Below are 21,416 nucleotides of genomic sequence, written 5' to 3'. Positions count from 1 at the left end.
CGGGTGTGGGGGCATCCGCGGTCGTCGTCGTTCGCGGGAGCACGGTCGAGGCGCAGGTCGCCGCCGGCGCGGGCATCCAGGCGGGCGGCGCGGGCCTCACCGTCTCGGCGGTGCAGTCGGGCGACGTCCTCCTCCTCGCCGTCGGCGGCTCGGGCGGCGGCACCGCCGGTGTGGCGGGCTCGGTCGTCGTGAACACGACGACGGATGTCACGCGGGCGAGCATCCTCGGCAACGTCAGCCAGCCGACGACGAACGTCGCCGTGCTCGCGTCGGACGACACGACGGTGCTCTCCCTCGCCGGGCAGCTGACCTACGGCGGTACCGCCGGCGTCGGAGCGGGTGTCGACGTCGAGGTCCTCCACAAGACCACCGAGGCGTGGATCGGCAAGGGATCCGTCGTCCGCGCGAGCGGCAACCTCACGGTCGACGCGCGCTCCACCGAGGGCATCGACTCGATCTCCGTCGGCGGCGGCTTCGGCGGCACCGCCGCGGTCAACGTCAACGCCGGCGTCTCGGTCATCACGGTGAACACCACGGCGTACATCCAGGACGGCACGTCAGCCGCGGATCGCGCCGATCTGCAGGTCTCGGGCAGCGTGCGGGTGTCGGCCGATGACCGCCTGCGCCTCAACGTCATCGCTGGAAACATCTCGGGCGGCGGCACCGCCGCGGTCGGCGCCGCCGTGGCGGTACCGGTCGTGAACAAGCACACGCGGTCGTACATCGGCGCATTCTCCGTGGTGGTCGGCCTCGGCAACGGCACGGCGCTCGCCGTGGCGACCGGCGGCTACACGGTCACGACGCAGGACACCCGCTTCGACGCATCGATCGCCCTCGAGGGTGGCGGCGTCATCAACCTCGGCTTCGCCCACGGCTTCCAGAACGGCGACGAGGTCATCTACGACTCGGGCTACGGCGCGAACATCGCCGGCCTGAGCGACACCCCCGGCGACGAGGTCACCCCGCAGCAGGTCTACTACGTCGAGGTCGTCGATGCGTTCCGGGTGAAGCTGCACAAGGTGCAGAACCTCTCGGATGCCGCGATCAACGTCTCGGGCGGCACCGGCGAGAGCCACCGGCTCATCCCCACCGACCAGGCCGGCGTGCGTCAGGACGAGTCGCTCCGGTTCAACCCGCTGAAGGGCGGCGCCGTCACGGGCGGCGACCTGATCACCCTGCCGTACAACCACGGCTTCGCCGACGGCGACACGATCGTCTACAGCTCCGGCGGCGGCGTGCCGATCGGCGGACTCATCGACGGCGCCACCTATTACGCCGAGACCAGCGGCCTCGGCCCGAACCAGCTGAAGCTGCGCAACAAGCCCGAGGACAAGGGCGGCGTGATCATCACCGGGCTGAACGTCACCTCGACGACGGGTCGCAGTCACAGCATCGTGAAGAGCGGCGTCACCCCCGGCGGCGACGCGGCGGCGTACGGCCCCCGCGTCATCACCGCCGGCACCGACACCTTCCGCGGCGTCGCGGTCACCGCGAACAGCAGCGACGACATCGCCATGGTCGGCATCTCGGCCGGCGTCGCCGGCACCGCCGCCGTGAACCTCGCCGGCGCGGTCAACGTCGACAACATCCACACCTACGCCTGGATCGGCGCGAACGCGAAGATCAACTGCAACGCCGGCTGCACCGACGTGGCCGCCGGGTCGAACGCGGGTCAGTCGGTGCGGGTCGCCGCGGCCAGCCAGTTCTACCACCTCGGCATCGCCGGTGCCCTCTCGGTCGCCGGCACCGCGGGCGTGGCCATCCCGATCGGGGTGCGGGTCGTGAACCTGAACACCCGGGCCCACGTCGGCAACGCCGCGATCGTGCGGGCACGCAATGACATCGCCATCATCGCCACCGCGACCGACGCGGTCGTCTCCGTCGTGGTCGGCGCGGGCGGCGGCACCGTGGGCGTCGCCGCGACCCTCGCCGTGAGCATCCTGAACACCCGCACCTTCGCCTGCACCGGCGACCCGGCCGGCGACGGCGCCGCGTGCACCACCGGCGGCGCGACCCTGAAGGCCGGCAACAACGTGCTCGTGCTGGCGGGCGACGACAGCAAGGCGATCCTCATCACCGCGGCGATCGCCGGCGGCATGGTCGGCGTGGGCGCGGCCGTCGGCATCGCCCTCCTCGACAAGAACACGCAGGCCTTCCTCGGCGCGGGGTCGGTCGTCGATGCGCTCGCCACCGGCACCGGGCTCCCCGACGTCTACAGCGGCACCATCGTCGGCAACGGCTTCGGCCGCTACGGCGCCGGCGCCCCGTTCCACGGCGTGGCGGTGCAGGCGTACTCGTCTGAAGACATCTTCGGGCTCGTGCCCGCCATCGGCGGCGGCTTCGTCGGCGTCGCCGGCGGCATCGCAGTGACACTGCTCCACGTGGTCGTGAAGGCGTTCATCGGCGGCGGCTCGCAGGTCAACCTCGCGGCCGGGGCATCCGCTTCCCAGAGCGTCAACGTCTCGGCGGTCGACCGGTTCAAGTCGCTCACGATCGCGGGCGGCGCGGCCGGCGGCTTCGTCGGCGTCGCGGGCGGCATCGACATCGGCGTCGCCGACACGAGCGTGCAGGCCGCCATCGCAGCGGGCGCGACCGTCAAGGCCAACGACGACGTCGAGGTGTTCGCCCTCTCGATCAAGGACGTCAGCTCCATCGCCGTGAGCATCGCCGGCGGCGCGGTGGGCCTCGCCATCTCGCTCTCGATCTGGGCGATCGGCACCCAGCAGTCGGGCACCTACCACGAGGCCGACGGCGGACCCTTCCGCGGCGAGTACTCGGCGACCACCGCGAACGACGTGAATCTCTACTACCGCGAGGGCGACGTCGTCACCTACAACGGCAGGCGCTGGGCCGCCACCGTGCATCACGCGAACAGCGCGCCCGGCACCGACGGCGAATGGCAGGGCGAGACGGATGCCGCCCCCACCGCCAAGGACAACACCGACGAGGCCGACGAGATCGCCAAGGGCGACGGCGGCTACAAGGACGCCCTCGGCGGCACCACGAGCACCCGCACGTTCGCCGCGTGGAACCCCGCGACCTCCTACGACATGGACGACGCGAACTCGTACGTGACCTTCAACGGGCACAAGTACCGCGCAAAGGTGCATGCGACGACGATCGGCGCGAACCCCGAGGCGACACCCGACGAGTGGGTCATGGTCGACGGCGAGGAGAAGACCAACGACCGTGTCGCGTCGGCCATCTCAGGTGCCAACGCCGGCATCGCCGGCGCCGCACCGACGACGGGGCTCACCGCGAGCGCCCTCGGCACCCCGCCCAGCGACGGCACCACGGCGAGCATCGACGGGCTCGTGACGGCGGGGCGCTCGGTGCGGGTCTGGGCGATCGACGACCTCCAGGTCCTCGGCATCGCGGGAGCCATCGGCGGCGGCTTCGTCGGCGGCGGCGGCTCGGTGCTCGTGCTCAACATCAGGAGCCGCACGGATGCCGGCATCGGATCGACGGCGGTCATCACGGCCGGCGGCGGGGCGTCCGACGAGATCAGCGTTCGCGCGATCATGGTCGAGGACTCGCTGGCCTTCGGCCTCGCCGCCGGCGGCGGGTTCGTCGGCATCGGCGGCCAGGTCGCCGTCATCAAGGACACCGGCACCCAGCGGGCCCACATCGACGGCGGCTCCGAGCTCCGTCGAGCCGGACTCGGCATCCTCGTCGAGTCGAGCGCGAACCGTACCCTGAACGTCTACTCGATCGGCGTCGCGGTCGGCGCGGGAGCAGTCGGCTTCGCCATCGCCTACGTGAGCGTGGCCGGCGACAACCGGGCCGAGACCGCCTCCGGCACCGTGGCCGTGGGCGGCACCGGCACCGTCGGCCGCTACATCGCGAAGGTCACCGACAACGTCACCATCGACGCCCTCGGCATCTCGCTCGCCGGCGGCGCGATCGGCATCGGCGGCGTGATCACCTTCGTCGACCTCTCGGGCACCGCGAAGGCCTCGGCGGCCCCGGTCGGCACCATCGGCACGGGTGGCGTCTCTGTCACCGCCGACGGCACGCGCACCGTCACGGTGAAGACGCTGAACGTGACCGTCGGCGCATTCGCCCTCGGCGTGACCGTCGCCCGGTCGAACTCCTCGCGCCACCTCGAATCGGTGCTCCGCGGCGCCACCACGACGACCGGCCCCGTCACCGTGCGGGCCACCGCCGACAACGAGGCGGCCGTGGTCGCCCCGGGCGGAGGCGGCGGCGGTGTCAGTGTCCAGATCCAGGTCGTGTTCGCGGTGCTCTCGGGCCACACGCTCGCCGAGATCGCGGGCAGCGTGGCGAACGCCTCGGGCATCACCGTCGAGGCTGACGCCGAGAACCGCGCAACGGCCGACACCTTCATGGGCGCGATCGCCCTCATCGGCATCAGCGGCGCCTGGGCCAGCACCGAGATCACCTCGGATGCCTGGATCCGCGCGCTCGTCTCGAGCGGCACCCTCTCCTCGACCGGCGCGATCCGCGTGACCGCGAAGACCCACGGCGACGGCAACCTCGCCAAGAGCATCGTCGACGCGATCTCGGGCGGCCTCATCGACCTGAAGGCGATGATCGGCCTGGCGTACGTCGACAACGAGGTGCGCGCCACGATGAACGGCGTGATCACCCAGGCATCCGACGTCGAGGTCACCGCGACCGCGACGAACACGGCGGAGGCGCGCGTGCTCACCGCCGCCGTCGCCCTCGTCAGCCTCGCGATCGGCGTGGCGCACGCGAAGGTGACCGGTGAGACGCGCGCCACCGGATCCGGCAGCATCACCGCCACCGGCGCCGACGTCGACATCACCGCGACTTCGGTCAACGCGGCGACCGCGTACTCGAACGTGATCACCGGCGGATTCCTCGGCGGCATCGCCGTGAGCGCCCCAGTGGCCGAGATCGGCGCCGCGACCGGCGCCGACTGGAGTGGCACCGTGACCGCCGGACACGACCTCACCGTCGAAGCGGATGCGAAGAACACCGCACACGCGACCGCGAAGGTCCTCTCCACCGGCGTCCTCGGCGTGAACGGTGCCGAGGGCAAGGCGACCATCACCTCCGCGACCGTCACCTCGGCCGTCATCGGCGACCCCGCGGAGATCGGCGGCCTCACCGGCAAGCTCTTCGTGTACGCACACGCGGTCAACCGGGCCACCGCCATCGCGAGCGGCAAGGGCATCGGCGCCGTGAGCATCGGCGTGATGTTCCCGAACGCCTCGAGCCACGCCATCACCAAGGCCGAGCTGAACGGCGACGTCGGCACCACCTACGTCGACCCGGCCGTCGGCACGGTGGGCATCCCGGGCGCCGCCGAGATCGAGGTCAGGGCCATCGGCGACGACGCGACCAAGGCGAGCGTCGACAGCCTGAGCATCGGGCTCGTCGCCGTCTCGGCCTCCACTGCCGAAGCCCGCACCGACAACGAGGTGCACGCGCGGTTCGGCGGCGGCGAGATCACCGCCTCAGGCACAGTGAAGCTGTTCGCCCACGCCTTCACCGACGCCGACTCCTTCGCCGACGCGACCTCCGGCGGCCTCATCGACATCCAGGCCGGTTTCACCGCCGCGTCGTTCGCCGAACCGAAGATCTCGGCCACGGTCACCGGCGGCTTCGTGCAGGCCGGCGGACTGCTCTCGATCACGGCCATGCACGGCAACCCGCCCGGAACCGTCTCCGACGGCACGATCCAGGCCGTGAACTGCAACGGCGCCGACACCATCTGCTTCTCGGCTCCGCACGGCATCAACACCGGCGCGAACGTCAGCTACTCCGCCCCGGCGACCGGGATCCCCGCGGTCGACAACGGCTCGACTCCGAACCCCTTCGCGATCGGCGGGCTCGGCGACGGACGCACCTACGGCGTCATCAAGGTCGACAACACGACGCTCCGGCTCGGCGTCGAGTTCGACGCGGCCTCACCCGGCCGGGTCGACGTGCCCACCGGCAGCATCGTCTTCCCCGCCGGCCACAACTTCCAGACCGGTGACCGCGTCATCTACAACTGCAACGGCGGCGGCGCGCTCGGCACCCTGCCGGTCGCCGGCCTCATCTGCGGCGCCTCGTACTACATCTTCGTGGTCGACGAGAACCGCATCCGGCTCTCGACGAGCCAGCTCGACGCCGACGGCAACATCGTGGTCAGCTTCACGACCGTCACGAACCCGACGACCATCCAGGTCGGCAGCACCGCGGGTCTCGACGGACGCGCCGTCGTGTACACCGCACCCGCCACCGTGACCTTCAAGAACACCCTGATCGACATCGACGTCACGGGCAGCGGCCAACTGCTCGACGACGACGAGAACGGCCAGATCGACCGCAATACCTCGTGGAACACCATCTACGCGCCGAGCCACGGCTGGTCGACCGGCGACGCGGTGCGCTACACGGTCTCGGGCGGCCCTGCCATCGGCGGGCTGAACCACAACCAGATCTACTACGTCTTCCTCGGCGACCCCGACGGACTCTTCGGCGTCGGTGCGGCAGGACCGCACATGATCCGCCTCGCGGTCAACGCGTGCCGCGCCGGCATCGGCGAGTACGACACCGTGCCGGGCGACGGCGGCACCGGCAACGACTGCTCCGACGTGATCCAGGTCATCTCGATCTTCACCGAGCTGAACATCAACGACCCCGACTACTTCCCGTCGATCCTCGCGAGCCACAACCTCCGCCGCGTCGGATACGAGTCGATCGGCCTCGTCGAGGGCAACGTCTACTACATCGACGTGCTCGACGGCACGCACCTCCAGCTCCGCGACGCGAACGGCAACCTCGTCGGAGGCCTCACCGACAAGTTCGGCACGCACTTCCTCCGCGACCAGGGCATCGCCGTGGTCAGCGGCGGCACGGGCACGCAGCAGCTCTACATCGACCTCGGCACGATGCCGGCGCAGTCGCCGCACGTGCTGATCGGCGTCGGCGGCCCCGGCGGACAGGTCGGCGGCACCGTGAACGGCGTCGTGAGCGCCACCTCCACCGGCGTCGGCGGCGGACTCTTCCGTTTCAGCGACGTCTTCTCCGAGGTCACCGTGAAGCCGCAGCTCACAGTCGACGTGCAGGGCGGCACGCTCCGCGGAGGCGGCGTCCTCATCGACGGCCGCTCCTACGCGCAGGCCGCGGTCAGCTCGGTCGGAAAGGGTGGCGGCTTCCTCGGGTTCGGCGCCTCGAACGCATTCGCGGATGTCACGAACACCGTCACCGTGAAGGTCGGCAGCGCCGCGAACATCTTCTCGAGCACCGACGTGCAGGTCACGGCCTTCGCGGACACGCGGGCCAACGGCGAGGCGGTCAACCGCACCGGCGGACTCATCGCCGGCGCCGACACCGACGTCGACATCGAGATCGGCTTCAACGTCGACACCGAGGTCGCGGGCACCATCTACGCGAACCGCACGCTGCTCATCGACGCTGCGGCGGCCTTCAACGGCAATGCCCGGGCCTCCTCCGGCTCCGGCGGCCTCGGCACCAACTCCGACGCCAACGACGACGACCAGCAGGGTGTGGGCGTGGGACGCGAGCACGCGGCATCCGTCGACACGACCATCACGGGCGACGCGGATCTCCGCGGCGCACTCGTGCAGGTCTCCGCGGGTGTCGGCGTGCGCTGGACCGTCGACTTCGCGAACGGCGCACGCCAGGAGATCAACGAGGACGCACGCGCGATCGCCCGGTCCGACGCCGACGCGTACGCGCTCGGCGCCGACTCCGACGCCGGAGCCTACGTCCACGTCGACGACACGGTCACGGTCACACTCGCGAACGGCTCGTCCACCGAGGGCGACGAGGTTTGGATCCGCGCCGTGCACAAGAACCTCAACCTGCAGAGCATCGCGAACGCGAACTGCGGCTGCGGCGGCGGCGACACCGATGCCCGTTCGCACGTGACCTTCGTCGGCGACTCGCTCGTCAAGGGCGTCGACGAGTCCCTCATCCGCACCTCCGAGCTCGTCGTGTCGGCGCTGACGAGCTTCGACAAGCTGTACGCCTACGCACACCGCTCCGGCGGCTTCTTCGACATCGGCAGCGCCTCGAGCGACGTGCAGTACCAGCCGAAGCGCGACATCCTCTGGGAGTCGACGGTGTACCTGCTCGGCGAGCCGAACCCCGTGCTCATCATCGACTCCAGCGGCCGCATCATCGCGAAGACCGCGAACGTCACCGTGCGCAGCTCGCAGTTCGGCGCGGCGCTCGGCATCGGCGACCTGGTCTCGGGCGACACCATCTGGATCGACCCGATCCTCTACGACGAGCTGCCCGCGGCGCTCTTCGAGGCGAACTCGGCCGGCGGCTCGTGCGACCTCGACTGCAGCGGCCTCATCCACGGCTCTGCCGGCATCTTCTACATGCAGCAGACGTGGAACTCGGTGCTCATCCGCAACAGCTCCGACAAGGCGATCGTGCTGAAGGGCACGGCCGACCCGCAGAGCGTCTCGATCAACACCCTGAGCTCGCACCTGAGCACCACCCCGTCGGCGATCATCAGCGTCTCCGTCGACAACGGCCCGCACGCACCCCCGGCCACGCAATGGTTCTGGCACCTGCAGCACATCTTCCCCGCCACCGACGTCGTCATCGAGAGCCTCCGTGCCGCGACGACCACCGGTCACGACATCACCTTCGACGGTGACATCCGCAACACCATCGGCAGCACCCGCATCACGAACGACCGCGGCTCCATCCTCCGCGGCACGGATGCCGGCACCGAGACGATCTACAGCAACACCGTGAGCCTCGACTCCGAGGCGGGCTCCATCGGCACCGTTCCGAACCCGATCGTGCTCGTGCTCCACCAGATCTTCCACACCGGCGAAGTCGGCGTCCCGGCGGTGCTGAAGCCCGTCGCACTCGACGCCGAGGCCGGCGTGAGTCTCTACCTCGACCTGACGGTGATCCGCCGCGACTCGCTCTCCGCGAATGTCGCCCCGATCAACCCGGTCATCGGGCCGATCCGCGCCGGGGTCGACGCGGTCGTCATCCTCCGCGACAGCGCCGAGGGCATCAACGGCCCGGTCGTCGGCGACGTGAACGTCGACATCTACGCACCGAACGACAAGCCGGCCCCGTACGGCGCGGGCAGCACCATCGGGAGCGTGCCCACGACCTGCTACTTCCGGCCCGACGGCATCGCGTGCTCCGGCGGTGCCGATGCGCCCGTGATCGTGGGCGGACCCGTCGTGGTCGTCGCGTTCGGCACCGACCTCACCCCGATCCGCGCGAACTACACGTTCACCGACATCCGTGCCGGGCACAACATCGCGATCTTCCACCCCTCATCGGCGACCGAGATCACCGTCACCGCCTACACCGACGTCGACGCGACCTGGACCGACGACGAGACAGGCGCCAGCCACGGCGTCACGAACGGCTCGGGCAAGATCGACGTGCTGACGAACGGCTCGATCATCGTCGTGGAGCAGAGCGCGAAGGGCGACCTCCGGGTCGGCCACATCCACGCGACCGGCCTCTGCACGGGCGCGAACCCGAAGGCCTGCACCACCGGTACGATCGCGGCGGATGTCACGCTCCGCTCGCCGCGCATGATCGTCGACGCCGAGCTCGACGCCGGCGTCATCGACACCGACGACGACCGCACGTGCGTCGACGCGTACGACCTCGACTGCACCGCCGGCACCCCGAACGGCGTCGACGTCACCGGCCGGAACATCAACCTCTTCGCGGGCGACAACCTCCTGGGCGAGCCGGGCAGCGTGTCGGGCGTCGGCGGCATCGGGCTGCCGGGCAACTTCCTCGAGATCCAGGTCAACGCCGTCGGCGGGCCGCTCGGCGACCTCGACGCCTACGACACCGCAGCCGACGACGACAAGACCGCGGGCATCTACCTCGACCAGGTGGCCGGCGACCTCCAGATCGGCATCGTGCACACCGCAGGCGATGACTCGCTCGCGACGGGCAACGTGAGCCTCCGCAGCCGCGCCGGCAGCATCCTCGACGCGCAGAACGACGCGGCCGCCGACGTCATCGGCCAGACGATCGACATCGACGCCCACGGCGGCTCCATCGGTCTCGCCGCGAACGACCTCGAGATCGACTCGCTCGTCGACTCGCCGTTCGCCTGCACGAACGCCAATTGCGCGAACAACGCGAACGGCACGTCGGATGCCGGTCTCGCCGCCGTCGCCGACGACGTGGCGCTCGAGGCATCCGCCGGCATCTTCCTCACCGAGACCGACGGCTACCTGCGCCTGCTGCTCGCACACGCGACCGGCGGCAACATCCGCATCACGGTGCGCGAATCGGCGGAGCTCGACGAGGACCTCCACCTGATCCGCAACGGCAGCGCGAACTTCGCCGAAGACGACTCGACCGTGCCGGGCAACAACCCCGACCACCTGCGCGACGTCCCGAACGGCACGGTGTTCGCCGAGCAGGGGAGCGTCGAACTCCGCGTCGGCGACGACGTGACGCTGCACCAGAACTCGCAGATCCTCGCCGACCTGTCGATCGACATCCGCGGCGACTTCGGCAATGCCGACACGGGCGGCACGCTCGCCGTGCCCGACCCCGAGCACGGCTCGAGCATGATCCTCCGCGGCCGCATCATCGCCGATTGCGTCGTCACGCTCGGCGGCACGTACGGCTTCCCGGTCGGCATCTGCGCCCCGTCGACCGGGAACCCCGTCGCCGGTCGCCAGACCCACGTCTGGGGCGGCAGCGACGTCGACCTCATCCAGCTCGGCGACCCGAGCGGCCTCGACCTCGCGCAGACCACGAACCCGGCGCTCAACAAGGAGCAGCTCGGCGACGCCGGCTACATCTTCTTCGGCTCGAAGACCACCATCCACGGCAACGCGACGCTGAACTCCCTCACGACCGACGGCGAGGACCGCATCACGGTCTGGTACCTGCAGACGATGAATGTCATCACGAGCCCGACCGGGCTGCAGTCGGGCACGGGCGCGGGCCACACCCTGAACCTCGACGGCCAGGGCGAGAGCGACTACTACGCCGTGTACACGAACGGCAGCCACGGCAACATCCGCAACTACGTGATCAACGTGCTCGACACCGGCGCGCCGAACGCAGGCGTCGACGAGCTGGCGATCTACGGCTACGACAACCTCGCCGCGGCCTACAACGGCTACCTGCCCGGCACCACGACGAACGCCGCGGCCGACGACATCTTCCTGCTGCGGGCGCTGAAGTGCATCGACAACGAGAGCCCGTTCGCGCTGAGCGCGGGCGTGCCGAGCGGATGCCTCACCCCGACCGAGATCGCGAACAACCCGGCGTTCATCGCACTCCTGGCCGGCTCCGGAGCGGCAGACGGCGGCATCGGCAGCTACCGCGACCGCATCGCGGGCAACGAGCCGAGCTCGCTCGTGCAGCGCATCAACTACGACACCGCGATCAACGGCCGCATCTCGGTCTTCGGGCAGGGCGGCAACGACGCGTTCTACGTCGACGACACGACCGCGACGATCACGCTCGACGGCGGGGCCGGCAACGACACCTTCCAGATCGGCCAGATCTTCGGCACGCAGCGCGACGGCGAGCTGGCACCCGATGGCGGAGCGCTCCTGCCCGGCGACACGTTCCCGTCGCTCGTGCCGACGACCCGCGGCTGGCTGAGCCCGGGCGCCCACGCGCCGCTCCTGGCCACCGGCGGCACCGGCAACGACCGGTTCACGGTCTACTCGAACCAGGCCGAGATCCAGCTGAACGGCGACGACCACAACGACCTGTTCATCGTGCGGGCCTTCGCGATCGCCGCCGTCTGCGACACGAACGCCGACAACATCGGCGGCTGCGGGCTCACCGACGTCGACTACCGCCCGGCGAACGGCGTCTTCCCGACGGATGCCGCCGACGGTGCCGATGACGGCAAGTGCGTCCTCGCCGGCGGCTACATCCGCTTCGACAACAACAACGACAACGTCTGCAACAACGCCGACGCGCACATCACCTTCAACCACCTCCCGGGCTCGAACGTCGACCTCGACCACGCCATGTGGCAGGACGACGTCATTCCGCTCGACGCCAACGGCGTCGCGGTGCCCGTGATCGGCCTCGGCTTCTCCACCTCGCGTCCGCTCGACATCCGCGCCGGCGGCGGCGAAGACGAGGTGCAGTACAACATCAACGCCCCCGTGAACGTCGACGGCGGCACGGGCTTCGACAAGCTCGTGATCCTCGGCACCGAGTTCGCCGACGACTTCGCGATCACCGATAGGGCCATCTACGGCGGCGGCCTCAACGTGAAGTACACGACGATCGAGATCGTCGAGGTCGACGGGCTCGAGGGCGACGACCAGTTCTTCGTGCAGTCCACGGCGTACGGGGTGGCCTACCGGATCATCGGCGGGCTCGGCTCCGACCTGATCAGCGTCACGGGCGACGTCACGGCCGACATCGTGACCCGCGAGCTCGAGGGCCTCTCGGGCGCGGTCGACCACATCGTGACCGCCCCGAACGACCCGGGCTATGACGGACTGCCGACCGACGGCGTGCCGTACAACGTCGCCACCGGCCAGGGCGGCATCGTCGTCATCCGCGAGGCCACCGGCGGCACCGTCGTGCGCGAGGGCGGGCTCGGCACCGACGTCATCAAGAGCTACCACCACTACACGGTCGAGCTCGCCGTGAAGCCCACCGCGAACGTCTACGTCACGGTCTCGGCCGCGTGGTCACCGTCGCAGGAGGCCGACGGCGCCGACCTGAACCCCGCCCCGCTCGCCGACGGCATGGGCGACACCGTCTGGCTCTGCATCGGCACGAGCGACAGCGACTGCGACGAGGCGAGCGAGTTCCAGCGCCACAAGATCGTGAACGGCGTCGTCGTCGACGAGGCCGGGCGTGCGGTGGTGCTCACCTTCACGACCGTCGGAGACAACTGGAAGACCCCGCAGCGCGTCTACCTGTGGGCGGTCGACGACCCGCGCGCCGAGGGCGACCGCATCGTCGTCATCCAGCACTCGGTGATCAGTGCAGACCTCCGCTTCCACGGTGCAGCGGTGCGCCAGGTGAACGCGCTCGTCTACGACAACGACACCCCCGGCGTCTACGCCGTGCCGGTCGCCCCCGGCGGCAGCACACCCGACGGCCGCACGATCGTCATCGAGGGCAGCCCCGCGACCGAGCGCACCGACGACATCCTGCTCTCGCTCGCGAAGCAGCCCGCGGTCGGCGACACCATCTGGGTGAGGATCTGGATGGATGCCGACAGCCAGCGCCTCATCACGCTCGACTTCTCGGCCGTGCCCGCAGGCCGGTGGCAGCAGTTCTCCGACGGCAACGGCGGCACCTACTACGCGGTGAGCTTCAACTGGATGAACTGGAACATCCCGCTCCGCATCATCGTGCACGCCCGCAACAACTCCGACCCGGGCGACCCGCTCACCGCGGTCATCAACTACCAGCTCGACACGCTGCTCACGACGCCGGCCGCGGCCGCCGCCTACCCGTTCCCGAACCTCCGCAGCGGGCCGCAGCGCACCGACGTGCTCGTCTACGACGACGAGACGCCGAACGTCGTGTCGATCCCGACCGGCACCGACACCGTCATCATCAAGTGCGGCGACGCGGCGTGCACGATCCCGGGCGGCACCGACGGCTACACGATCCGGCTCACGAAGGCGCCCAACGGCACGGTGACGATCGCCCTCATCACCGACGGCCTCGTCGACGTGGTCTCGGTCGGCGGCGTCGGGGTCACCCCGGCCGGCTACCAGGTCGTCGGCGGCGACATCCCGAGCCGCCGCTTCCTCGGCAACCTGAGCTTCGCGGGCAACACCGTCACCCGCGCGAACGGCAGCGACCTCGGCAACTTCATCGACGAGGGCTTCGTCGCCGGGCAGCGCATCCGCATCTCCTCGTGCGGCGTGACCGTCTACACGATCGTGAGCGTCGGCGCCGACGGCAAGAGCCTCGTGCTGAACGCCTCGGTGGCGGGCTGCGGATCCGGCGCCGGGGCGAGCATCAACCTCCTCACCCGCTCGGGCATCTGGGACGGCACCGCGACCACGGAGTTCGTCGACGGCGCCTGGCGCCTCGTGCGGCCGCTCTCGGGCAGCTGGCTCGCCGACGGGTTCCTCGAGGGCCAGTGGGTCGAGATCTGCCAGGGCGGAACCTGCATCCGGGCGAAGATCGCGGTGATCCGCGGCAACAACGCGGGCCACGACGAGAAGCTCGAGCTGCGGGCGTTCGGACTCTCCGGCGACTCCCTCGCCGCGTTCCTCTCGGGTGGCCAGTTCAGCGTCGTGCGCATCGCCGCGGTCGTCACGTTCGTCGCCGCCGGCAACGACTACGCGCTCGAGAAGTACATCGAGCTGGAGGCGGATGTCGCGTTCAACCAGCCCATCCAGCGCCAGGGCGTGAAGATCTTCCCGGCCTCGACGCACCTCGTCTCCAAGCTCCGTGGCCCGCTCGCCGTCGAGGGCGGCGTCACCGGTGCCGACCGCTCGCTCGAACTCGGGCTGAAGCTGCCCGGCGAGCAGGACGGACCGCTGTTCGCGATCGCGACGCAGGCGCCCGAGACCAAGCAGATCGACATGCTGAACATCTACAACGACTCCAGCCAGGCGCACGGCCGCGGCGTGATGAACAGCACGTCGCTCACCGGCTTCGGCATGGCGAAGAACCTCGACTTCGGGGCCGGCTACGGGGGTGTCGAGGGCGAGACCTTCGGTGAGCCGCAGGTCTTCCCCGGCGGCATCAGCTACGGCACCGTCCAGTTCATCGACGGCCAGTTCGTGACGAACGGCGCGAAGTCCTCGATCGAGATCTTCAACCTGCTGCTCGGCGTCGGCAACGACCGCCTCGACATCCAGGGCACGCTGCAGCCCGACGACGCGGTGAAGCTCGCGGGCACGGTCGTGCTCGCGGCATCCGGCGGCCAGTTCGGCTCCACCCACCGCCTCAGCCGGCCGGCGCCGTTCGACTGGAAGGCGCAAGGCTTCCTCGTGGGCATGCCCGTGACGATCAGCGGCATGACGGGCCTCTGGAGGGTCGTCGGCTTCGGAGACGACGACCCGGGCGACACGACCGACAACACGGTGATGTACCTGCAGCTCCTGAGCGGCGCGGCGGCGACCGGCACGGCGCTGCGCACCGTCATCGGCACGGATGTCCCGATCACGACGACCACACCGGTCGTCATCACGCCGAACATCCAGGACGACGGCGGCACGGTCACCCGCACTGCGGGCAGCTGGCTCGCCGACGGATTCGTGGTCGGACAGCTCGTGAGGATCCAGGGCTTCACCGGTCAGTGGCGGCTCATGGCCATCTCGGCCGATGGCAAGACCCTCACGCTCCAGCGAGGCGACATCATCGCGGCCCCCGTGGCGGGCTCGCCGACGGTCTTCGTCCCCGGCCCGCACGGTGGCATCACGGTCGTGCACGGCGGCGGCAACTCACCCGTGCAGAACTCCTTCGACATGGTGCGGTCGCTCCCGGGTGCCGGCGCTCCGGCCGGCACGGCGCTCGTGCTCACCCGCCTCGACGGGCTGCCGTGGGGTCTCACCCCGTTCCTCGCGGGCAGCGGCTACCTCGTCGGCAACCCCTACGGCAACGGCCCCCAGCACATCCAGCTCGCGGGCGAGAGCTTCACGCGCATGATCCTCGGCTTCGGCAATGCGCCGTGCCCCTTCGCCGACCCGTTCCCGCACTGTGGCGAGGGCGCGGTCATGTACCTCTCCGGCCCGGTCTACGCCGGCCCGCTCGGCACGGTCGCGACGACGGTGCACGTGGCGAAGCCCGTCGAGGTCACGGTCACCGCGCCGGTCCGGGTGCACACCGACTCCCTCGTCCGTACCGACGGCGGCTCGTTCATCGCCGACGGCTTCAAGGTCGGCATGCAGGTGCGCATCTCGGGCATGCCGAGTGCGTACACGATCAAGAGCCTCACCGCCTCGACCATGACCTTCTGGAACGTCGCGTTCCAGCCGACGGTGTCGCTGAATGCGGCCGGGGTCGCGGTCTGGAGCGCCCCGCTCTTCACGGTCACCGGCTACGACCCGACGCGCGACGGCGGGCTCCGCATCGGCGGCGACACCATCACGGTCTGCAACCTCGTGAACCCGATCGACGGCGTGACCTGCGACCTCGAGCAGACCGCCGGCCCGAACTCGCCCCTCGTCGTCTACGGCGACACCTCGCAAGACGGCGTCTGGTACTCGGGCCACCCCTACGACGTGCTCGGCATGGAGTTCGGTCCGAAGCCGTTCGACCCGTTCACGCACATCCCCGACGCCGAGAACGAGGATGACGAGTGGATGCTTGGACTCGCGCACCCGTACGACCACGCGGGCAACGACGTCATCGACGCATCCGGACTCTTCGCCCACCGCGCGGCGAACAACCTGCCGACCGTCGGCTTCTCGGCCTACGGCGGACTCGGCGACGACCTCATCATCGGCAGCCAGGCCGGCGACCACCTCGCGGGTGGCTCGGGCGACGACGAGATCCGCGGCCTCCGGGGCGTCGACCACCTCTACGGCGACTCGGGCATGAACGTCGACCTCTTCACGAGGGCGCTCGACATCCCGGTCACCGATCGCTCGCCGAAGCCGTCGGTCACCGGTGCGGGATACCTGAACAACGGCACCACGATCCAGCCGTACCCGTCGCCGGTGCGCGACGACCTCCTCGTCGCCGGTCGCGACCTGCTCTTCGGCGAGGGCGTCGGCACGGTCGCAGGCGGGCCCGAGTCGGTCTACGACGACATCGCCTTCGGCGACCACGGCGAGGTCGTGCAGAACGGCCCGGCGGCGTACAACACCGCCGACCCGAACCTCCCCGACCTGCGCCTGCAGCGCATCCAGACCACCGCGACCTCGACGATCAGCTCGATCGAGAGCCGCAACCTCCAGCGCGGCTCCGACGACACCATCTTCGGCGGCCTCGGACGCGACGTGCTCGTCGGCGGCGCAGGCCACGACATGGTCGACGGCGACGAGGCCGACGACATCGTCTTCGGCGACAACGTCATCTTCGTCCGCACCCCCGGCAACTGGACGAGCCCGCGCTTCCAGACCCTCTGCGGCACCCTCCTCTACAGCCGCACCGACCGCGTGAACGCCTGCGGCGGTGTCGTGGGCGAGGACAACTCGGGCCTCCTCCTCGTCGATGGCACGCCGCGCGCGTACCGCGACCCCGACGGGGCACCGTGGTGGGCCGAGTACGACGTCACGAACCTCTTCCACACCTTCGCGTTCGATGAGGGCACCTCGGGCGCCGGCAGCTTCGGCAACGACTACCTCGCGGGCGGCCAGGCGCACGACGTGGTCTTCGGCCAGCTCGGGAACGACACCATCCAGGGCGATGGCGGCATCGACAGCGCCTTCGCGAGAATGACGGATGACCCGGCGCAGACCTGGCACGTCGGTGCGAGCCGCACTCCGCTCGGCTGCGTGGGCGCCGCCGGTGCCATGGTCTGCGACTCCACGGGCGTGCTCGTGGTCGTGCCCTCGTTCGAGGCCGCGACCGACGGCGAGGACTACCTCGAGGGCAACGCCGGCAACGACCGCATCTTCGGCAACCTCGGCCAGGACGACATCGTCGGCGGCTCGAGCGACTTCTTCAGCCTCATCACCCCCGACCTCCGCCCCGACGGCGTGCCGGTGCCGGCCCCGTGGTACGCGCCGGGCGACGACCGCGGCGCCGACCTGCTCTTCGGCGGCGCGGGCACGCAGATCGGCATCAACAACCAGACGTCCGGCTCACCGAGCGTTCCCGGCCTCGACGGCGGCATCCTCGCCGACGGCACGACCCCGGCGAACATGCACGCTCGCGACGCCGACACGATCGTCGCCGACAACGGCCGCATCATCCGCATCGTCGGCACCAACCACACCGACGTGAACCCGTCTGGCATCGGCCAGACGCAGGCGGGCCAGCCGAACTACGTGACGTTCAACTACGACACCTACGGCCCGCAGAAGCTCGTGGTCCGCGGCGTGCACCTGCTCGACTACACGGTCGGCGGCCCCGACTTCCTGCCGCAGAACTTCGGCCTCCCGATCGGCGCCGACTGCAACGGCTCGGCGACCCAGCCGACCTGCTCCTCGATCCTCGACACCGCGACCGGCACCTGGAAGTACCTGCAGATCGGCGGGCGCGACGAGGTCCACGGCGAGACCGGCGACGACACGGTGTACGCCGGCGCCGACCACGACGTCATCTACGGCGACGCGCAGAACGACGACCTCATCGGCGGTTGGGGCAACGACTGGATCTCAGGCGGCACGGGCTCCGACGGCATCCTCGGCGACGACGGTCGCATCTTCACGAGCCGGAACACCGGATGCTCCACCAACTCGAGCGCCGTCTGCAACGAGTACGCCGAGGCGCTGTACGGCATCCTGCGGTTCCGCACGATCGACCCCGACACGAAGACGAGCCAGGGCGACGTGCTGAACGAGTTCATCTACACCCCGGGCCAGGTGCAGACCGCGACGATCAACGTGGCCGGCCAGCTCGTGAAGGCCGCCGACCTCACGGTCTACAACCTCGGCCCGAACGAGAACATGAGCCAGCACCACGTGGCGAACCAGCCCACGTTCGACGCGAACAACTCCGACGACATCATCTTCGGCGGCTGGGGCGGCGACTGGATCCATGGCGGCGCGGGCGACGACGCGATCTCGGGTGCCGAGGCGCTCACCGTCGGCTACGCGCAGCACTTCGACGGCGACGGCGACCCGATCGGCCTCGAGTACCTCGACTTCGCCCACCCGTGGAACCCGGGCGACGTGCTGCACTTCGGCGCCGACACGAACGCCTGGCACTCGAACAACCACAACGAGATCCGCCTCGGCGAGTTCCTGCTCTACGACGAGTACGACCCGCGCCGGGTCATCCTCTTCAACGGCGACGGCAGCGTCTGGAAGGGCGGGGCGGCTCCGTGGAACCGGCCGTTCTTCCTGAACAACGACGCGACCTCCGGCAACTGGGTCACGGCGTGCATCGCGGTGAACAACCAGGGCGACTGCATCGGCACGATCACCAACCAGCCCTCCGACGGAGACGACGCGATCTTCGGCGACCTCGGCAACGACTGGTCGGTCGGCGGCACCGGCAAGGACACGCTGTGGCCGGGCTGGGGCAACGACCTCTCCAACGCCGACGACGTGCTCACCACCAACGGCGGCCTGAACGATGCGCCCGACGGCGTGAACTCGAGCTACCAGGACCGCGTGTACGGCGGCGCCGGCCTCGACATCCTCATCGGCAACACGGGCGGCGACCGGCTGATCGACTGGGTCGGCGAGTTCAACACCTACCTCGTGCCGTTCTCGCCATTCGGCATCGCGACCGTCAGCCGGCAGGTGAACCCCCAGCTGCCCGAGTTCCTCTACGCGCTCTCACGCAGCCAGGGTGCCGATCCGACGCGGGCGACCGACACCGGCGAAGACCCGGCGCGCAACGGTGAGCCGTACGGCGAGCTCGGCCTCATCACCCAGAAGGATCACGGTCAGTGGCAGACCCAGACGGGCGGGCCGACCGACCCGCAGGCGGGCAACATCCCAGGGGGCCGGCGCGACACCCTCCGCGGCGCGGACTTCAACGACGGCACGATGCAGGGCTTCGCCACCGATTCGGGTGCATTCAGCATCGTGGGCGGCATCCTGAAGGTCACGGCGGCGGGTGCCTCGCAGGACGCCGTGGCGGTCTGGTACTCCGACGCCTACCAGAGCGTCTACTACGAGCTCTCGGCGAAGATCTCGATGGAGAAGCCGACCGGCGGATGGAAGGCCAACGCCTTCATCATCTTCGACTACTTCGGTCCGACCGACTTCAAGTTCGCCGGCATCGACGAGTCGATCAACAAGATGGTGATCGGCCACCGCAACGCGAGCGGCTGGTGGTACGACGCGCAGGGCGTGGTGCCCGGCGGCGTGCGCTCGGGCAAGTACTACGCACTGAACGTCATCGTGAACGGACTCGTGGTCACGGTCACGATCGATGGCAAGAACGCGTTCAGCCACCAGTTCGAGCCCCGCATGGTCGACGGACAGTCCGTCGCCCTCAACAAGGGCATGGTCGGGTTCGGCTCGCAGCAGGCGCGCGGGCTGTTCGACAACATCGCGCTCACCGTGATCTCGCCCGAGATCACGCTCGACCGCACCGAGTACTTCGACGATGGCGTCGCCGAGGCGTTCACGCCCGAGTCCGGCACGTGGTCGTCGGTTCTCGGTCGTTATCTCGGCACGCCCGGCGCCGGCGGAGTCGCGACCTCCCTCGTCTCCTACGGCCCCTCGGGCGAGCCCGGCATCACGAAGCTCGACCCCCAGAGCTACGTCGAACTCGAGAGCGTCTTCGCGGCGAACGGCATCAGCGGCTTCGTGTTCGACTACTACAGCTCGACCGACTTCAAGTTCGTCGCGCTCGACGTTCCCGGCCAGCGGATCCTCATCGGCCACTTCACGACGCGCGGCGGATGGATCGTCGACCGGGTCATCGCGCAGGTCCTCACGGCAGGCGCCGACTCCACGCTGAACGTGGTGCTGAAGGCCACGGTGGTCACCGTCACGTTGAACGGCCAGGTGGTGACGTCCTTCGTGTACAACTCACCGCTCGCCGACGGGCGCACCGGTGTGTTCGGCCGCACTGCCGCGCAGTCGGTGGATTCGTTCCGATTCCGCACCGACGACGCGAGATTCGCCACCGCGGCACCGGCACTCGCCACGCTGAGCGTCGGGGATGCCACGGTGACCGAGGGCGGCGCAGGCTCGTCGAAGACCGTGAGCGTGAACGTGGGTCTCTCCGCGCCGAGCACGACGCCGCTGACGGTGAACTGGCAACTCGAGGCTTCCGGCGGGAGCGGGGCCACGCGTGGCCAGGACTTCTCGGGCCCGAACGCCGGCACGGTGACCTTCGCGGCGGGCTCCACGTCGGCGATCATCGTCTTCACGGTGCACGGTGACGCGAGCTACGAGGACGACGAGTCGTTCGTGATCCGCATCCTCCCGAACGGCAAGGTGAACCTCCGAGACGCCTACGGCCTCGTGAAGATCACGAATGACGACGCGAAGCCGAAGGGCGCGGCGGCGACTGCCGCACCGACTGCAGCGCCGTCGTCCACACCTGAACCGACGGGCGCGACCGCGACCTCGCCGACGGCTCCGGATGCCCCGGGCGCCGAGAGCACCGCCACGGAGGAGGCCACGGCGAAGCAGGCGGAGCCGGCGGCGGCGAACGCAGCTCCGTTCACCGCGAACAACGTGGACGGCGGCTGGAGCTTCACCGCGACCGGGGCGAACAACCGCGACCACTACCAGGTGCGGATCGTCTGCACCGCGGGCGGAGCCGAGGTCTACTCCACCGTGCTCGTGCTGGTCATCGGCGCCGACGGCACCGGCACGACGCAGGTGATCCACCCGCCGAGCGGCGACTGCACGGCGACGCTCGAGATCCCCAAGCAGATCAATCGCCCGAGGGTCATGCAGTCCATCGTCTTCACCGTGTCCTGA

1 protein-coding gene (cut by a window edge) is annotated in these 21,416 nt (G+C 69.8%); it reads left to right on the top strand.

What is annotated here, in order from left to right; translation table 11 throughout:
* Positions 1-21,416 carry the 3' portion of a hypothetical protein gene (locus tag QFZ26_RS04395; protein WP_307039619.1) on the top strand. Its footprint begins 6,817 nt before the window's first position, so only the last 21,416 of its 28,233 coding nucleotides appear in the window; the start codon falls outside the window, past its left edge; its stop codon occupies positions 21,414-21,416.

Source organism: Agromyces ramosus (genome assembly GCF_030817175.1).
Lineage (GTDB): Bacteria > Actinomycetota > Actinomycetes > Actinomycetales > Microbacteriaceae > Agromyces > Agromyces ramosus_A.
This window is presented reverse-complemented; position numbering and strand designations above follow the sequence as displayed.